This window comes from Paraburkholderia sp. Cy-641 (assembly GCF_011752945.1).
GTDB lineage: Bacteria > Pseudomonadota > Gammaproteobacteria > Burkholderiales > Burkholderiaceae > Paraburkholderia.
The window spans coordinates 1-15,082 of the sequence record NZ_VWWM01000060.1 but is presented as its reverse complement, the minus strand read 5'-3'; the positions used below and the strand labels follow the sequence as shown (position 1 = coordinate 15,082).

The 15,082-nt window shown below is 64.0% G+C and carries 15 protein-coding genes and 1 pseudogene; 5 read left to right on the top strand and 11 right to left on the bottom strand.

Annotated elements, in window-relative coordinates:
- Position 1: 1 nt before the first annotated feature.
- Entirely contained in the window at positions 2-1,771 is a 1,770-nt protein-coding gene (locus F3J20_RS25895; protein ID WP_167037070.1) for a bifunctional alpha/beta hydrolase/class I SAM-dependent methyltransferase, read from the bottom strand.
- Positions 1,772-1,829: 58 nt separating this feature from the next.
- On the bottom strand, positions 1,830-2,447 hold the full coding sequence (locus F3J20_RS25890; protein ID WP_167037073.1) for a CDP-alcohol phosphatidyltransferase family protein: 618 nt from the start codon (positions 2,445-2,447) through the stop codon (positions 1,830-1,832).
- Between the two features lie 352 nt (positions 2,448-2,799).
- On the opposite strand from F3J20_RS25890, the gene F3J20_RS25885 reads away from it, so the two are divergent.
- Positions 2,800-3,429 carry a lysophospholipid acyltransferase family protein gene (locus F3J20_RS25885; protein ID WP_167285031.1) on the top strand — a complete coding sequence of 210 codons (630 nt, stop codon included), beginning with the start codon at positions 2,800-2,802 and terminating at the stop codon, positions 3,427-3,429.
- A gap of 32 nt (positions 3,430-3,461) precedes the next feature.
- Positions 3,462-4,391: a phosphatidate cytidylyltransferase gene (locus F3J20_RS25880; protein ID WP_167037079.1), complete on the top strand. Its 930-nt coding sequence runs from the start codon at positions 3,462-3,464 to the stop codon at positions 4,389-4,391.
- 156 nt (positions 4,392-4,547) lie between these two features.
- On the opposite strand, the gene F3J20_RS25875 is transcribed toward F3J20_RS25880, so the two are convergent.
- Positions 4,548-5,246: an NUDIX domain-containing protein gene (locus tag F3J20_RS25875; RefSeq protein ID WP_167037081.1), complete on the bottom strand. Its 699-nt coding sequence runs from the start codon at positions 5,244-5,246 to the stop codon at positions 4,548-4,550.
- Positions 5,247-5,368: 122 nt separating this feature from the next.
- On the opposite strand from F3J20_RS25875, the gene F3J20_RS25870 reads away from it, so the two are divergent.
- Positions 5,369-6,241, top strand: a complete 873-nt coding sequence (locus F3J20_RS25870; RefSeq protein ID WP_167037084.1) for a ribose-phosphate pyrophosphokinase-like domain-containing protein — start codon at positions 5,369-5,371, stop codon at positions 6,239-6,241.
- A 34-nt stretch (positions 6,242-6,275) separates the two neighbouring features.
- On the top strand, positions 6,276-7,949 hold the full coding sequence (locus F3J20_RS25865; protein WP_167285030.1) for a nicotinate phosphoribosyltransferase: 1,674 nt from the start codon (positions 6,276-6,278) through the stop codon (positions 7,947-7,949).
- Between the two features lie 176 nt (positions 7,950-8,125).
- Here the strand turns inward: F3J20_RS25865 and F3J20_RS25860 are convergent, their stop codons facing one another.
- From F3J20_RS25860 to F3J20_RS25825, 8 genes are all read right to left on the bottom strand, one after another.
- Positions 8,126-8,491 (bottom strand): type II toxin-antitoxin system VapC family toxin, encoded by a 366-nt coding sequence (locus F3J20_RS25860; RefSeq protein WP_167285028.1) that lies wholly within the window; start codon positions 8,489-8,491, stop codon positions 8,126-8,128.
- Complete coding sequence (locus F3J20_RS25855; RefSeq protein ID WP_167285026.1) at positions 8,485-8,703, bottom strand: ribbon-helix-helix protein, CopG family; 219 nt, start codon at positions 8,701-8,703, stop codon at positions 8,485-8,487. Before F3J20_RS25855 ends, F3J20_RS25860 begins: the two co-directional genes overlap by 7 nt.
- A 149-nt stretch (positions 8,704-8,852) precedes the next feature.
- Positions 8,853-9,692, bottom strand: coding sequence for a heavy metal-binding domain-containing protein (locus F3J20_RS25850; RefSeq protein ID WP_167037096.1), 840 nt, complete (start codon positions 9,690-9,692; stop codon positions 8,853-8,855).
- A gap of 58 nt (positions 9,693-9,750) precedes the next feature.
- Positions 9,751-10,647 carry a heavy metal-binding domain-containing protein gene (locus tag F3J20_RS25845; protein ID WP_167037099.1) on the bottom strand — a complete coding sequence of 299 codons (897 nt, stop codon included), beginning with the start codon at positions 10,645-10,647 and terminating at the stop codon, positions 9,751-9,753.
- 35 nt (positions 10,648-10,682) lie between these two features.
- Complete coding sequence (locus F3J20_RS25840; RefSeq protein WP_167037102.1) at positions 10,683-11,210, bottom strand: hypothetical protein; 528 nt, start codon at positions 11,208-11,210, stop codon at positions 10,683-10,685.
- A gap of 36 nt (positions 11,211-11,246) precedes the next feature.
- Positions 11,247-12,521 (bottom strand): toxic anion resistance protein, encoded by a 1,275-nt coding sequence (locus F3J20_RS25835; protein ID WP_167285025.1) that lies wholly within the window; start codon positions 12,519-12,521, stop codon positions 11,247-11,249.
- 320 nt (positions 12,522-12,841) lie between these two features.
- Positions 12,842-13,444: an EthD family reductase gene (locus F3J20_RS25830; RefSeq protein WP_167285023.1), complete on the bottom strand. Its 603-nt coding sequence runs from the start codon at positions 13,442-13,444 to the stop codon at positions 12,842-12,844.
- 27 nt (positions 13,445-13,471) lie between these two features.
- Positions 13,472-14,176: an SDR family oxidoreductase gene (locus tag F3J20_RS25825; protein WP_240162908.1), complete on the bottom strand. Its 705-nt coding sequence runs from the start codon at positions 14,174-14,176 to the stop codon at positions 13,472-13,474.
- A gap of 686 nt (positions 14,177-14,862) precedes the next feature.
- Between F3J20_RS25825 and F3J20_RS25820 the strand changes: the two are divergent.
- Positions 14,863-15,082, top strand: a pseudogene (locus F3J20_RS25820) (MFS transporter); the annotation flags it as partial.

Below are 15,082 nucleotides of genomic sequence, written 5' to 3'. Positions count from 1 at the left end.
CTCATGGCGCATCGACCCGCTGCGCGAGGCTCACCGTGAAAATGCCCATCGCGTCGATTCGCTGGTCGAGCTTGCGGAAGCCCGCACGCGCGACCAGTTCGTCCATCTCGGCCTGCGAGCGGCGGCGCATGACCCACGTCGCCTCGCCACGGTGATTGTTCAATACGCGCGCGATGAATTCGAGCTGCGGATGCCACGGCTGCCCCGTATAGACGAGATAGCCGCCTGGCGGCACGGCCCGCGCCAGCCCGCGCAGCGAGCGCTCGATCATCTCGTTCGCGCCGAACAGCTCGTAGAGGCCCGACACGATCGCTAGCGTCGGGCGCGGCTCGAGCGCCGCGAGCGATGCCTCGTCGAATGCGTCGCCCGGTTCGAAACGCGCGATCGGAGCGAGGCCGCGCTGCGCGATCAGCGCGCGGCCGGCCTCGACATTCGGCGGACTGTAGTCGCGCAGCAGAATGCCGTCGGGCAGCGCGCCGTCACGTTCGGCGGCCATGGCGATCGCATCGAGCACATAACGCCCGTGTCCGGCCGCGATGTCGACGATCCGTACCGGCGTGCCATTGCCGCGTAGGCGGCCGATCGCCGCGCCGATCAGTTCCTGCAGATGCACCTTGCGCTGCCGGATACCGGCCCAGCCCGGCGAATCGAGGTACGTGCGGTCGATCAGCGCGCCGACGCCGAGCCGCCCTTGCGCGCGGTTGCGATACACGTAGTCGAGCGTCGAGCCCGAATCGAAACCGAGCCGCAGACCGAGCGCGATGCCGTCCGACAACGCGCCGCCGACCTTCAGCCCCATGCGCGTGATGGCCCAGTACGCGCGGGAGAGCGGATTCGCGGGCGGCTGGCCGAGCGCCACGTATTCGTCGTGGAATGCGCCGCGCCGGTCGGCGTCGGCGAGCGACACGCGCGGGCCCGGCGCATCGAACTCGCGCAACATGAACGCGCGTAGCGGCGAGAGCGCCTGCGCGCGATCGCGCTCGCCGAGCGTGTCGTGATAGAAGCCCGGCAGCACGATGCGTTCTTTGCACGCCGAGCCGAGCCGCTCGAAGAAACGGTCCTGCGGATCGCGATGCACGACCCAGTCGGCGCCGGAAATCAGCAGTTGCGTCGGCACGGTGATCGCCGCTGCATCGGCGACGATCCGCTTCGCGGTGTCGTGCAGATCGAGCAGCATGTTGACCGCGATCGGCCGCGTAATCAGCGGATCGGCCGTATAGCTCGCGATCCGCTCAGGATCGTGCGTGAGGAATTTCGGCTTCACGTAGCTGTTCACGTAGAACAGTCCGCGCAGCCTGTACATCAGCCGCAGACCCGGCCGTGCGAACGGCACGTAAAGCTTGATGCGAAACGCCGGCGACGCGACAGCGAGGCAGCGGATCGGCGGTGCATAGTCGTGCACCCATGTGGCCGCGAGCACGGCGCCGACGCTCTGGCCGATCACGGCCATGTCCTCGACGGCAATGCCGTACGTGTCGCGGATATGCTCGACAAACGCTTGCAGGTCGCGCACCGACGCGGCCGCGCTCGGGCTGTAGCCGCGCGCGCCGGGCGAGCGGCCGTGACCGCGTGCATCCCAGGCAAAAAAGGCGAAATCCGCCAGATCGAGTTCGTCGACGAGATGCGCGACGCGCGCCGAATGTTCGTGGCCGCGGTGCAGCAGGACGATTGCGCCGCGACAGCGCGGGCCCGTTGCGGGCCAGTGACGATAGAACAGCGTCGTGCCGTCATGAGTGGTGAAGTTGGCCTCGCGGGCAGTACGTGCGCTCATCCGCTCTCTCGTTTCGTTATTCGAATCATGTCGTGCCCCCGTTCCGGTGTCCGCGACGTCAGCCACTCAGTCGGCCGCCCACTTCGACAACCCCCGCCCGTACGCGCCGCACCGCCGTTGCGATCGACAGCACGATCAGCAGACGCCACAGCCACGCACCGACGACACCGATCGGCAAACCGACACCGAACCACAGTGCGAACGCGCCGAGCGCGAGCGCGCGGTCGCTCTTGCCGAACGGACCGTCATAGCGGCGGCTCGCGCCAACGAGCGGACCGGCGAGCCCCGCGCTTTCGACGATGACCGCCGTCAGCGCGAATAACCAGACGTCCGCGGGCGCGAATGCCGGGATCGCGAGAAAAGGCAGCACGAGCGCGACGTCGGACACGATATCGCCGAGTTCGTTAAGGTACGCACCGAGCGTGCTCTTCTGCCCGTGCTCGCGAGCGAGCATCCCGTCTATCGCATTGAGCGCCATGCGCGCGAACAGCCATAGCGGAATCAGCAGGAACAGCGCGCGGGCGAAGACGCCGAGCCCGGCAATCGCCCCGACTACAATCGAGCCGCCGGCCGCGAACAGCGTGACCTGATTGGCGGTGACGCCCCGTTCGGCGAGCGAGTCCGCGAACGGACGCAGACAGTTCTGGAATTTGGGCTTGAGTGCGTAAAGGCTCATTGGTTTTAATTCGCGGCTTTAATTGGCACGACATAATCGGAATCTGGCGCTTTTCGCGGAAACACCCGATAATCCGCTGGCCCGACCGCGTGATTCATTCGAACTGCAAACAAGCATTCATGCGCTGATGCAATGAGCCCTTATCATGCCATCGACCCGTGCATTCGCCAATCCGCCCTATGCGCGAGTCGATTCGAATCATTTTCGCAGAGCCACGACAGGCCGCCACTCATTTGAAGAAAATTAAACCCCCGCCATTTCCCCTATTGCGCCGCATCGGCATGCCGGGATGCCGCCGGCCGCGTGGAGACCGCGGCTTCGGCCACGCACATGAACAGGGGATGCGCCGCCTATGAACATCCTGAACGTGTGGCAGCGCGATTTCCTGCTGACCCTCGTGCGACTCGTCGCAGGTGCCTATCCGGTCTGGTATCAGGCACCGCCGTCGCCAACCCAGACAATCTATTTCTCGAACCATACGAGCCACATCGATACGCTTGCGATCCTCGCCGCGCTGCCGCGCGAGGTGCGCGCCGTCGTGCGGCCGGTCGCCGCGCGCGACTACTGGGACAGCGGTACGCTCAAGCGCCACATCGCGCAGAAGCTGCTGAACGTCGTGCTGATCGACCGTCACCGCGAATCGGGCGGCGACCCGCTCGATCCTGTACGCGACGCGCTCGCACAGGGGCACTCGATCATCATCTTCCCCGAGGGCACCCGCAGTGCCGACGCACTGCCGCAGCCGTTCAGGAGCGGACTGTTCCATCTCGCGAGGCAATTCCCGCATGTGGCACTTGCGCCCGTCTATCTCGAGAACCTGCAGCGCATCATGCCGAAAGGCGCGATCTGGCCTGTACCGCTGATCTGCAAGGTGCATTTCGGCGCCCGCGAGGCGCTGGCCGCTGAGGAAGACAAGGCCTCTTTCCTCGCCCGCATGCGCGACGCGATCGTCGCGCTCGCGCCGCATCGGCCGGCCGGCTGAGCGCCCTTCTCCTCTTCATCCGGACTTTGAGCATGCGAACACTTTTCTGGGAACTGGTCGCGGGCGTGACAGGGCTGCTCGCCATCGCGACCTTGATCGGCGCGATACTCGGCGCGCGCGCCGGCGGCACGAGCGACACTATCGTCAACCTCAATCAGCGCATCCGCGCATGGTGGGCGATGATCGCGGTGATGGTGGTCGCGATCGGCCTCGGCAACAACGTCACCTACTTCGTGTTCGCGCTGCTGTCATACCTGACGCTGCGCGAATTCATCACGCTCACGCCGACGACCGCGAGCGACCACACGACGCTGTGCATCGCGTTCTTCGTCGCGATCCCGGTGCAGTATCTGCTGCTCGCGATCAACTGGTATGGGATGTATTCGATTTTCGTGCCGGTGCATCTGTTCTTCGCGATGTCGCTCGTCTCGGCGCTCACGCAGGACACGAGCGAATTCCTGAGCCGCAACGCGAAGATCAACTGGGCGCTGATGGTTTGCGTGTACGGCCTGAGCCACGCGCCCGCCGTGCTGATCCTCGACATTCCGCATTACGCGGGAGAGAACGCGCTGCTGCTGTTCTACTTCCTGCTCGTCGTGCAGATCAGCGACGTGCTGCAATACGTGGTCGGCAAGCTGTTCGGACGGCGCAAGATCGCACCACAGCTGTCACCCTCGAAGACGGTCGAAGGCTTCATCGGCGGCGGCCTGCTCGCCACGCTGTGCGGCGCGGTGCTGTATCGCGTGACGCCGTTCAGCTTCGGCGCGGCGTTCGGCATCTCGCTCGCGATCGTGATCTCGGGCTTCGTCGGCGGGCTCGTGCTGTCGGCCGTCAAGCGCTCGCTCGGCACGAAGGACTGGGGCTCGATGATCGCCGGCCACGGCGGTATGCTCGATCGCGTCGATTCGATCTGCTTCGCCGCGCCGGTGTTCTTTCATCTCGTACGCTATGCCTACGCGTGACAGGCTGGGCAAGGCACTTTACCCGGCTTCCCGGAACGTCCGCCCGATGACCTCGCGTTACCCGGCCGAATGGCAGCGCTGGAAATAATCGTCGAGGCGGGAACGGTTCCGCTCCCGCCTCGACGCGGCAGTTGCACTGCGCGCAGCGGACGCGGCCTACCACCCCGCGCGTTTGAACAGACCCAGTTGGTCGACCCGAAACAGCCGCGCCGGCCGCTGGTTGCCGAGCTGGTAATCGTCGGTCGCGATCAGCACGCCCGCGTCGTCGACCGCTTCGCCGGGCTGCACGTCGCCGACCTTGATCCCGAGTCGCGAACGGAATGTCGCCCGCGTTACCGTCTCGCCGAACACCGCTTCGTAGGTATGCTGCAGCTGGGTCAGCGTGAATTTCTCCGGCAACAGCCAGCATGGCAGCGTCGAATAGCTCGACTTGTTGCGCACGCGCAGCACGGCGGCGCGGATCTGCTCCGCATGGTCGAAGGCCAGCGCGGGAAGCCGGTCCACCGGATAGAGCCCGAACACGCCCGATTCAGCCCCCGTCAGACTCTCCAGCGGCACGAGCGCGACGTAGCTGATCGCGACCGACCACCCGCGCGGGTCCCGTCCCGGGCCGGCGAACGTCTGAAGCTGCTCGATGTAGCGCGGTTCAAGCTGCGTTTTCTCGCGCAGCATGCGATACACCGCGTCTTCGAGCGAACCGTCCTCGTTCGTGTGGATATAGCCGCCCGGCAGCGCCAACGCCCCGCGGCACGGTTGCTGGCGGCGCTCGTGCAGCGCCACCAGCAATCCCTCTTCCGACAACGTCAGCAGCACCACATCGACGCTCACGTCCGGTTTTTCGTAGCCCTTTTTCATGCCCTACCCCTTGCCCTGTCCAACCTGAAAAAAGTTTAGCAAACATAGTTGCAGAAAGCGACTATGTCGGTCTATACTTCGCAGCAAGTTAGTCGCACTTTCCAACTATGTAAGAGGCAGCGATGTTGAACATCACCGCGGTGACCACGATGCAGCACGACGCCGAGTCGTCGCTGAAGGCGCGTAATCCGGTCGGCCTGAAAGTTCTGAAATTCCCGGGCGGAGAAATGCATGTCACGGTCCAGACCGGCGTGCCGGCCGGGCAGCTCGAACTCAACGCGCATCTTCCGGATGCCGCCGCCGTCATGACGCTGCTGATGACCACCGACGCGCTGCGCCGGGCCTATCCGGACACGCCGCTCGATCTGCACCTGCCCTACGTGCCGTACGCGCGCCAGGATCGCGTGGCGAATCCCGGTGAATCGCTCAGCGCCAAGGTGTTCTGCGACCTGATCAACGCCCAGCACTATCGCCGGGTCGTCATCCAGGACCCGCACAGCGACGTGACGGCCGCGCTGCTGGACCGGGTCGTGATCGACGATCCGTTGCCGGCCTTGCGCCGTGTCGTCGAACAGGTTCTCAGGAGTCGTTCGAGCCTCGCGCTGGTCGCGCCAGACGCGGGTGCCCGCAAGCGCGTGCTGAAGCTGGCTTCACAACTCAATTCGCAGCTCGACCCGCAACTCGACCTGCCCGTCGTGTTCGCCGACAAGGTCCGCGACACCCGCACGGGCGCCATCACCGGAACCGCGATTCAGGGCGACCTGCCCGAATGCGCGCTGCTGGTGATCGACGACATCTGCGACGGCGGCCGCACCTTCACCGAACTTGCGCAGGCGCTCGATGCAAAGCAGGCCCGCAGTGCCGCGCGCAACCCGCTGTACCTGTACGTGACGCACGGCATCTTCAGCAAGGGCCTCGACGCGCTGCTGGAGCACTACGCCGCCGTCTTCACCCGCAATAACTGGACGGACGACGCCCGCGCCGTCCTGGCCTGAACCCGCACGCCATCACCCCGACCGGAGAACGATCATGAACGGACTGATTCCCTTCAATCTCGCCGACTTCTACAAGACGGGCCATCCGTCGATGTACCCGGCAGCCACGACGAAGCTCGTCGCGAACTTCACGCCGCGCTCGGCGAAGTACGCCCCCGTGCTCGAACAGTTCTACGACAACAAGGTGGTGTGGTTCGGTCTCCAGGGCTTCATCAAGGAGTTCTTTCTCGGCGTGTTCCAGCGCGAGTTCTTCGAGGCGCCGAAGGACGCGGCCATTCGCCGGTACAAGCGCCGCATGGACACCGCGCTCGGCCAGGATGCGGTGCCGGTCGAGCGCCTCGGCGCGCTGCACGATCTCGGCTATCTGCCGCTCGAACTGCGCGCGCTGCCCGAGGGCGTGCGCGTGAACATCAAGGTGCCGCCGGTGATCTTCGTCAACACGCATCCGGCGTTTCCGTGGGTCTCGACTTACTTCGAGACGCTGTTCAGTGCCGAGATCTGGAAACCGTCGACAGTCGCGACCATCGCCTTCGAATTCCGCAAGCTGCTGAGCCACTTCGCGAAGCTGACCGGAGCGCCGGAAGACTTCGTGGACTGGCAGGGCCACGACTTCTCGATGCGCGGCATGAGCGGCGTGCACGACGCCATGCGCTGCGGCGTCGGCCACCTGCTGTCGTTCACGGGCACCGACACGATCCCGGCCATCGACTATGCCGAAGACTACTACGGCGCCGACGCGGACAAGGAGCTGGTGGGCGGTTCGATCCCGGCTTCCGAGCACAGCGTCATGACGCTGCGGATTCTGGCCACGCTCAAGCGCCTGCAACGCGATCCGGCACATGCCGGACTCGACGAAAAAGCGCTGCGCCCGTTGGCCGAACGCGAGGTCATCCGCGAATTCGTCACACAGGACTATCCGGCCGGCATGGTCTCGCTGGTGAGCGATTCGTTCGACTACTGGAACGTCATGACGGTTATCGCGAAGGAGCTGAAGGAAGCGATTCTCGCCCGCCAACCGAATGCGCTCGGCCAGAGCCGCGTGGTGTTTCGCCCGGACTCCGGCGATCCGGTGCGGATCCTGGCAGGCTATCGCGACAACGAACTCGCGCGCGATGCCGACGGCGCATTCCGCAAAGCCGGCGACCGTTACATCGTGGCGGCCAACGGTCTGCACATCACGGAAGCCGAGCGCAAGGGATCGGTCGAATGCCTGTGGGACATCTACGGCGGCACGTCGACGCACAGCGGCTACCGGATGCTCAACGACAAGGTCGGCCTGATCTACGGCGACTCGATCTCGCTGACGCGCGCCTGGGACATTCTGACCCGCCTGGCCGAGAAGGGCTTCGCGTCGAGCAACGTGGTATTCGGCATCGGCTCCTACACCTACAACATGCTGTCGCGAGACACGTTCGGCTGGGCCATGAAAGCGATCTACGCCGAAGTCGGCGACGAACAGGTCGACATCTACAAGGACCCGGCCACCGACGACGGCACGAAGAAGTCGGCTCGCGGCCTGTTGCGCGTCGAGAAGGAAGGCGACGACTACGTGCTGTACGAACAGCAGACGCCCGAGCAGTTCGCCACCGGCGCGCTGACACCGGTCTTCCGGAACGGGCAACTGCTGGTGACGACCACGCTCGCCGACATCCGCGCGCGTCTCAAGGCGTCATGGACATGCGCGGAAGCGGCAGACGCGGCAGCGTAACCGTGTGACCATCTGGCGCCCGCTCTCGCGGCGGGCGCCAATAGATGCGCGGGCAAAGACTGCGCAGACGGCGTCATGACGGATAGGTGTCCAACACCCTCGAACACCCGGCTCACAGCATTGACGAGTTCATTTCAGCGCGTGTCCGGAGATGCAGAGGCAAATCCCGTTTTCCTTTAAATCTTGTATGGGACACGTACGCCAGGTTCGTCAGCAGGAAAATCCTTGGTATTGCGAGAAACCAGCAGCATTGCATTCACCTGGGCCGAGGCCCATACAATTGCATCGGGCAGTCGAATCCGCCTCTGTTTACGAATCTCGACCGCCCGATTTGCGATGGCTGCGTCGAGCGCAATGACATCGAACGAGCCAAGCCATGCACGAATAGCCGCTTCATCGTCCGGTGTTGCACCAACCAGGACTTCCATCCAGGTGATCGTGCTAATCGCACGATACTCATAGCGCGCGAGTTCTTTCTTCGCCGCACCTACGCCGTTGAGGTAGTCGATCAGAACGTTTGTGTCGAAAAGTGCCCTTACCATTCTGAGCGCAGTTCCTGCTGGTATTCCAGACCATCGATTTTCCTGCTTTTCCACAGACCAAAAACGTCAGCCCCGACAGCGCGCTTGTGCTGCGTGATATAGGCCTCAATCGCGTCGCGAATGACGGCGGCGCGAGGACGTTGCTCAGCGGCCACAAGCACCGCTAACTCTTCGACCTGCGCATCGGGCAAGTCGATCAGGATTCGGCTCATTACCCCCTCCGATTATTGATATACATATCATATATCAATTGAGCCTTCGCAGCAAGCGGCTACCGAACCTCTCACCGGCACGGCAATGCCGAACACGCCGACGTACGCGGCCGCGTAAAACACAGCCACGCCCTGCCGGCAAAATTGCCCTAATCGTTGACCGACAGCACCAGTGTCGGCGCCGGAATGTCCTTGGGCGCGATTTCCTCGTTGAGCGGCACGACGGCCGTGCCGATCGCGAAGAACTCGATCACATGGCTTTCCCAACGATACGACTTCTCCTGCACAATCGTGCCGACAACGCCTTCGGCCTTCGCGTCCTGCGCTTCCTTCTGCATACGCTCGATGGCGAGTTCGCGCGCGCTGTAAAGCGCCTGGGTGAACTGTTCGAGTTCGACGTTGCGCCCGGCCTGGCGGAACGCCTGCAACACGCCCCGGTGCGCAACGTGATACACGCACGAGCCCATGACCATTTCGACCGGGCGATAGCCTGCGCCAAGCAGCGTATAGAAGTCCTGGCCGGACAGATCGGACGTGAACGGCCCGCCGTCGTGCGCCTTGAAGCCCTTCGTGTCGTGGTTGTGAACCACGCCCGTGCCGATCGCGATGAATTCGAGAAGATTTTCGTCCCATTCGACATGCTTGATTTCGAGCCGCACGCCGACAATGCCGTCCGCGTCCATCTCGCGCGCTTCCTCGCGCATGCGCGACATCGCGAGCTCGCGGGCGTGGTACATCGCCTGCGACAGGACCGTCATTTCCTGGTTCTGATTCCACGACGAATACTGGATGCCGACGTGGTAGATGCAGCTACCGACACACAGGCCGATAGGCTCGAAACCCGCCTTGCGCACGAGAAGAAATTCGTTAACCGAAAGGTCGGACGTGAAGACGCCGGACGGATGCGCGGCAGTGCGAAGGCCCTGCAGGCGCTCCCTCACGCTCGAGGGAAGTTGGTGGCTATAGTCGGCGACCGTGGTATTCGACATGCGCTGGCTCCTTGGTAAGGAAGACGGTGTGAAGGCGATCCGGGGCGATCCGGGACAATCAGATGCCGTCGTTGAACGAGTTGTGATGCACCGACGTCGTGCGGATCAGATCCGGGCGGTCGCTCAGGTCGAGCACCCATTCGACCGGGTGAGGGATCGTGCCGGCCGGCTCGCCGTCCACGACCGTTCCCATGACGATGTGACGCCCGAGGTAGTTGTAGCGGGTCGGGTTCTCGTACTCGCGCCGGAAGATCTGGCTGAAATTCAGTTGCGCGAGCACGCCGCGCCCCTGCCGCGCCGTGTCTTCGCGCAGGTCGCGGTGGGCATCGCGGCGGATGCGTTCCCAGAAAGACGTGGTTTGGCTCATCACGGCGTTGCGCCAGGACTGGTCGGATCGCCAGTCGAGGTTGTCGTTGCTCCATGCAAAGCGTGCGCCGACGGCAAGGCCAACGGGCACGATGCCCGCTTCGAGCAGTTGCACGAACTCGAGCGCGGGCACGGTCGAGAGGATCGGCGCGGGACTCGCCGGCAGGCCCGCGATCCGCACCGCCGTGCCGACGAGCGAGTAGTCCATGCTGCTCTCGATCGCAAGATCGAGAGAGACCATCTTCACGTCGATGACGGCGTTCGCGCCGAGCGCGGCGGCCTCGGCCTGAAGCCGATGCTGGGCGGTATTCCAGCCCTGCTTGTGCCCCTCGGTCCACGAATAGCCGTAATGCATCCAGCAGGTGGCCGCGATCGGCGCGATCATCCGGACGCCATGCGAGCGGGCCAGTGCGAGTTCGGGCGCCGTCAGCGTGGAGATCCACGGCAGCGTGCCCGCCCGGGCCTGTTCGAGACGCTCGTGCAGCAGGTTCGGCACACCTTGCGCGTCGAAGAAGGGCCGATCGTCGGGAGGTGCCTGCGTTGGGGAATTGCTGCTACCACCGCCGAACAACGAAGACCAGATTCCCATGAATAGCCTCGGTAGAAAATGGGGTAGCCGATGCGTCAGAGCGAGCGCAGCAGGTCGGCAATGCCTCGCGCCTTTTCCGTGCGCTCGTGTACCTTGGCGAGCAGGCCGGAGATCCACGTGTGCGCCTGCACCTGTCGGGTCGAAAGCGTGATGCCGCGCACGCGCTTTTCGACTTCGGTCACGATCTGCTGATTGCCGGAAAGGCGCATGCGGTAGGTTTCGTCCTCGAACGCTACGGCGAGTCCGACGACTTCCTCGGTTTTGCGGAAGAGTCCGCGACGCACGATGTCGAGCGTCGCGTGCTGCGGCAAAGCCTCGCTGACGATGCGCGCGAACCGGGACAGGAAGCCCGCGCCGTCGGCTTCGGCCCGGCGCAGCCAGGCCGCGTCGAGATCGAACGAAGTCAGGTCCGGCGCAACGGCGGCGGCAGGTGCCGCGGAGATCGCCGTGCCAGCGCCTGGCGCCGTGTCGGCCAGGCTGCGCGTGATCGCGCCGAGGTCGAGCGGTTGCGTGGCCGGGTCGATCCCGGCGCCGTCCTGGGAATCCGGGGGCTGCGCGGTCATTCGCGATGTTCCTGTAGAGAGTGGGGGCCGAGGCGATCAGGCGCCGCGGACCGGCCTCGCGAGTGCGGCTTGCTGCACGCCGCGCATGCCGGATACGAGGCGATCGCGCACGCGCACGAGTTCCTGCTCGCGCTTGCGGTCTTCATCGGCGGCATCCTGTTCGATCTTGAGCACTTCCTGCATGGTCGAAATCGTTTGCTCGGCGAGCGCGGACAGCGCCTCGAGGTTGCGATTGTCGCCCTGCAAGCTGCGGGCCGCGGAAATGGCGGCGTCGTGCGCGGCACGACCGGCGATCTCCGTGATCCGGCGATTCGCTTCGTCCAGCTTTTCCTTTTCCTGCCCACCGCGCTGCACGTCCGCCTCGACAGCCGCTTGCGAAGCGACCGCCATCAGACGCGGCAGGGTCAGCAGGATACCGCTGTTCAGTTGCGAGACGCGTGTCACTGCCGCCTTGCGATTCGAGGCGATCAGCGGAATCAGGGTCGCGGCCGACACCATGGCTTCACGCATGTCGGCCGTCTGGGCCCGGAAATTCGCGAGCGTATTGCGACGATCCATCGCGATCGCCGCGTCGCCCGACGTGTTCGAGCGCAGCGCGATCTGGCGCAGTTCCTCGGCTTCCTGCACGCCGCGATCCAGTGCGATCTGCGCGGCGGCAATGGCGATCGTCAGATTGCCCACGCCCTGGCGCACAGTCTGACTCTGATCGTCGAGCAGTTGCACGGTGGTCATCAGGTCGGCTTTCGCCTTGCGTGCCCGCGCTTCCTCGGCGTCCATCAGCGTCAGGAATTTCTTGCGGTTCTCCGCGAAGGACTGGACCGCATCGTGCGCGAGCTTGCCGAGGCCCATCACCCGGCCGAGCAAGCCGGTGGCTTTCGGCGCGATCTTGTGCGCTTCGGCCTGGAGTTCGTCGATACGCAGGATCTTGATGCCGTCGATCACGGCCGCGGCGATCTGGCCGACTTCGCCCGCATTGCCGACCGTGGTATCGGCGAGCAGTTGCCGGGAGACCTGGGCAATCGGCTGCAGCGTATGCTCGATGAAAGTCAGCGTCGAGGTCGTGTCCTCGAAACGGATCGAATCGGCAAGCTGGTGTGCGCGGGTTTGCAGTTCGGCCGGCAGGGTGCTCAGTTCGACGAGACGCTCGAAAGCCGGCATGGGCGCCGCGATTTCGGTCGACTCCGCAGTGTCGACAGGGAGACGGGATGAATCCGAACCGGATGCCGGATTCCCGGCCTCATCCGGTGTCGCGAGTGAGGCGAACGCGCTCAGATCGAGCGGCTGGGTGGTCGGCTGCTGAGGATCGCTCATGGCGAAAGTTCCTTTTGCACTGAGGCGTGGGGTCGGGATTCGCAATACCCGGCATGGTCGGTCGGCGCAGGGCGACTGTTCGCTCTGCGCCGCGCCACTGCTGCCGGCATTGCCTGCCCTGCTTCGTCTGTGCCGAACAATACACCGATTCGCCAGACTAAAGCCACTCGATGTACTCAGGAACGCGCAACCCTCATCGGTTGGGGAATAACGCCTGCTTTCTGCTTGTAAGTTGCTGACTCGCTGACATAGCGGAAATCTGCCCCGCGACAGATCGACCGCCGATAGGAAATCGCTTCTGGCACAGCCCGTTCGCCCGGTCAGACGAAGCGTAGCGTTCGCACGCGGCAAACGCTCAAACGCGCGTCAACCGAAGCCGCGCATGAGGCAAGCCTATGCCCGGCCTTCCGCGCACTCTCCGCATTGTCGAACTGGAGATGGAAAAATGCGCTAACCGGCTGGGGCGGTTCCATGCCGGGCTTGGCGATCAGATCGGCCACATCGTCGCGGATCAGCACGGCCCGTTGTTGCAGCACCTGGCATCGTGCTTCGATCGCATCCAGCGCCGCCGCACCGCCGACGGCCGCAACGATCAGCTTGCCGCCCGCGCTCTCGCGTAACGGCGAAGCCTTCCTGATCGCATACCCCGAACCGTGGCCGAGAAAGTTCGGCTCGTCTTCCACCATCGGTCGCGCGGCGGCACTGGCAAAGGCTGCCGCCATATCTTCCGGACGGTCCCACAGCAGCTCCACGAAACCGTCCACCTCGATCGCCGAACCGCCCGGGACCGTGAAGTCTTCCTCTACGTGATTCTGGATATAGCCGCGCACTTTCGGCAATCGAGCCACGGGCGCCGCGTGACGTTCCCAGTTTCGCGAGAAGCGTTCCCGGTTATCGCCAGTGCGCCGGACCAGCACCGACATGCGTTTGAACATGACGACGGCTTCCGGTCAGGCAATCGAGGCGCCGCCATCGAGCGTCACGATGGTGCCCGTCGCATAAGGCGTGCAGGCAAGCAGCAAAAGCTGGCGTGCAATATCGTCCGGTTGCGCGTGGCACCCTGCCGGATACGACGCGGCAACCTTCTCGAACATGGCGGCGCGAGCGCTTTCCGTCATTGCACTCCACATTTCCGTTGCCACGACGGCCGGCGACACAGCGTTCACTCTCACGGGCTTGAGTTCCAGCGCCAGACCCTGAACCAGGCTTTCCAGCGCTCCATTTATCGCCCCCATGAGTGCTCGTCCCGCCGCCGGGCGAGTGGCAAGAAAGCCGGCAATCACGCCGAGCGACCCGCCCGCGTGAATCCGCGCATGACGCGCGACACGATAGAAGCCCCAGAACTTCGAGTTCATCGCGGCATAGGCGGACTCCATCGGCAACTCGCGAACGGCGGCCATCGATACTTCCGACCCGGTGACGATAACGTGGTGCCAGGCTTCCTCGTTGTCGAAGAACGCGGCGACTGCCTCGTCGGCGGTGAGATCGAGCTCGCGGCTTTGAGTGCCCTCGCCGATTTTTTGCGCGGCCGCGGCAAGCTTTTCCGGCGAACGCGACGCGATGGTAACCCGCGCGCCGAGCGATCTGGCCAGCTTCGCCGTGGCGAAGCCAATACCCGACGAGCCGCCGATGACCAAAACGCGCTGCTCAGACATATCGAACATGATTGGCGATCCTATGTGTTTTGAAGTGATGCCCTTACTCCGCGAATGTCGAAGCCACGACCCATCCTCTCGCTCGACGATTCGGTGTCGGACAGACTATACGGAAGTTACTTCCAGATTGGAAGAATATTCAAAAACTACAGAAAAGGGTTTTCCCTATCACGATCTCGCCGGGCCGGCTGGCCAGCCACTCAACCGGCAGAGATTCAGGTTTTCGCCCGCCGTGACGGATGAGGCAGTAGTCCGTTGATAACTTTACAAATTTCTGAACGCGGACAGATCGGCCAGACAAGCTCGCTACTGGGAAAACCCTGGTCGTTTTTTTACGAAAGTAACTTCCAATTTGGAAGTTACTTCCACATAATCTACCCCGAGGCTTGACGAGTGAACAAGGGGTTTTGTCGCAGGCGCGCCGATCCGGAATGGAGGCGCTTGCGGCACGCCGGCTCGCTGACGCAGCGCCATGTGGCAACCGCTCTGGCAGCACGCCGGACGATATGAGCGTCTCGCCGCCGGATCAACCGGCCTTGCAACGCATCGCTCGCGTACCCGGACAGTGACGACGCAGCGATCCTCAAGTGTGGGTAAACCGGCTGGGCGACACCGCCATATCGCGTTGTGATCGTGACAAGCGCATCCAGGACGTCTGCGCTTTCATTACTGGAGACAAACAAGGCATGAAGACAGAGACAACACTTTCCACCGCCGCGAATCCGGCACGACGATCGCGAGCCCGCTTCGCGATTCTCGCGCTGCTCGCGATCGGCACCGTCATCAACTACCTCGATCGCACGGTGCTCGGCATCGCCGCGCCGAGCCTCACGAAGGAACTTGGCCTGTCGGCCGGCGTGATGGGCATCGTGTTCTCCGCTTTCTCGTGGACCTACACGCTCTCGC

Coding starts and splice junctions, on each gene's coding strand:
- F3J20_RS25830 (WP_167285023.1), bottom strand. CDS start 13,444: ATGTCGGTGCTGGTCCGGCGCACTGGCGATAACCGGGAACGCTTCTCG.
- F3J20_RS25840 (WP_167037102.1), bottom strand. CDS start 11,210: ATGACCGCGCAGCCCCCGGATTCCCAGGACGGCGCCGGGATCGACCCG.
- F3J20_RS25865 (WP_167285030.1), top strand. CDS start 6,276: ATGAACGGACTGATTCCCTTCAATCTCGCCGACTTCTACAAGACGGGC.
- F3J20_RS25850 (WP_167037096.1), bottom strand. CDS start 9,692: ATGTCGAATACCACGGTCGCCGACTATAGCCACCAACTTCCCTCGAGC.
- F3J20_RS25885 (WP_167285031.1), top strand. CDS start 2,800: ATGAACATCCTGAACGTGTGGCAGCGCGATTTCCTGCTGACCCTCGTG.
- F3J20_RS25880 (WP_167037079.1), top strand. CDS start 3,462: ATGCGAACACTTTTCTGGGAACTGGTCGCGGGCGTGACAGGGCTGCTC.
- F3J20_RS25890 (WP_167037073.1), bottom strand. CDS start 2,447: ATGAGCCTTTACGCACTCAAGCCCAAATTCCAGAACTGTCTGCGTCCG.
- F3J20_RS25835 (WP_167285025.1), bottom strand. CDS start 12,521: ATGAGCGATCCTCAGCAGCCGACCACCCAGCCGCTCGATCTGAGCGCG.
- F3J20_RS25870 (WP_167037084.1), top strand. CDS start 5,369: ATGTTGAACATCACCGCGGTGACCACGATGCAGCACGACGCCGAGTCG.
- F3J20_RS25860 (WP_167285028.1), bottom strand. CDS start 8,491: ATGGTAAGGGCACTTTTCGACACAAACGTTCTGATCGACTACCTCAAC.
- F3J20_RS25855 (WP_167285026.1), bottom strand. CDS start 8,703: ATGAGCCGAATCCTGATCGACTTGCCCGATGCGCAGGTCGAAGAGTTA.
- F3J20_RS25895 (WP_167037070.1), bottom strand. CDS start 1,771: ATGAGCGCACGTACTGCCCGCGAGGCCAACTTCACCACTCATGACGGC.
- F3J20_RS25875 (WP_167037081.1), bottom strand. CDS start 5,246: ATGAAAAAGGGCTACGAAAAACCGGACGTGAGCGTCGATGTGGTGCTG.
- F3J20_RS25825 (WP_240162908.1), bottom strand. CDS start 14,176: ATGTCTGAGCAGCGCGTTTTGGTCATCGGCGGCTCGTCGGGTATTGGC.
- F3J20_RS25845 (WP_167037099.1), bottom strand. CDS start 10,647: ATGGGAATCTGGTCTTCGTTGTTCGGCGGTGGTAGCAGCAATTCCCCA.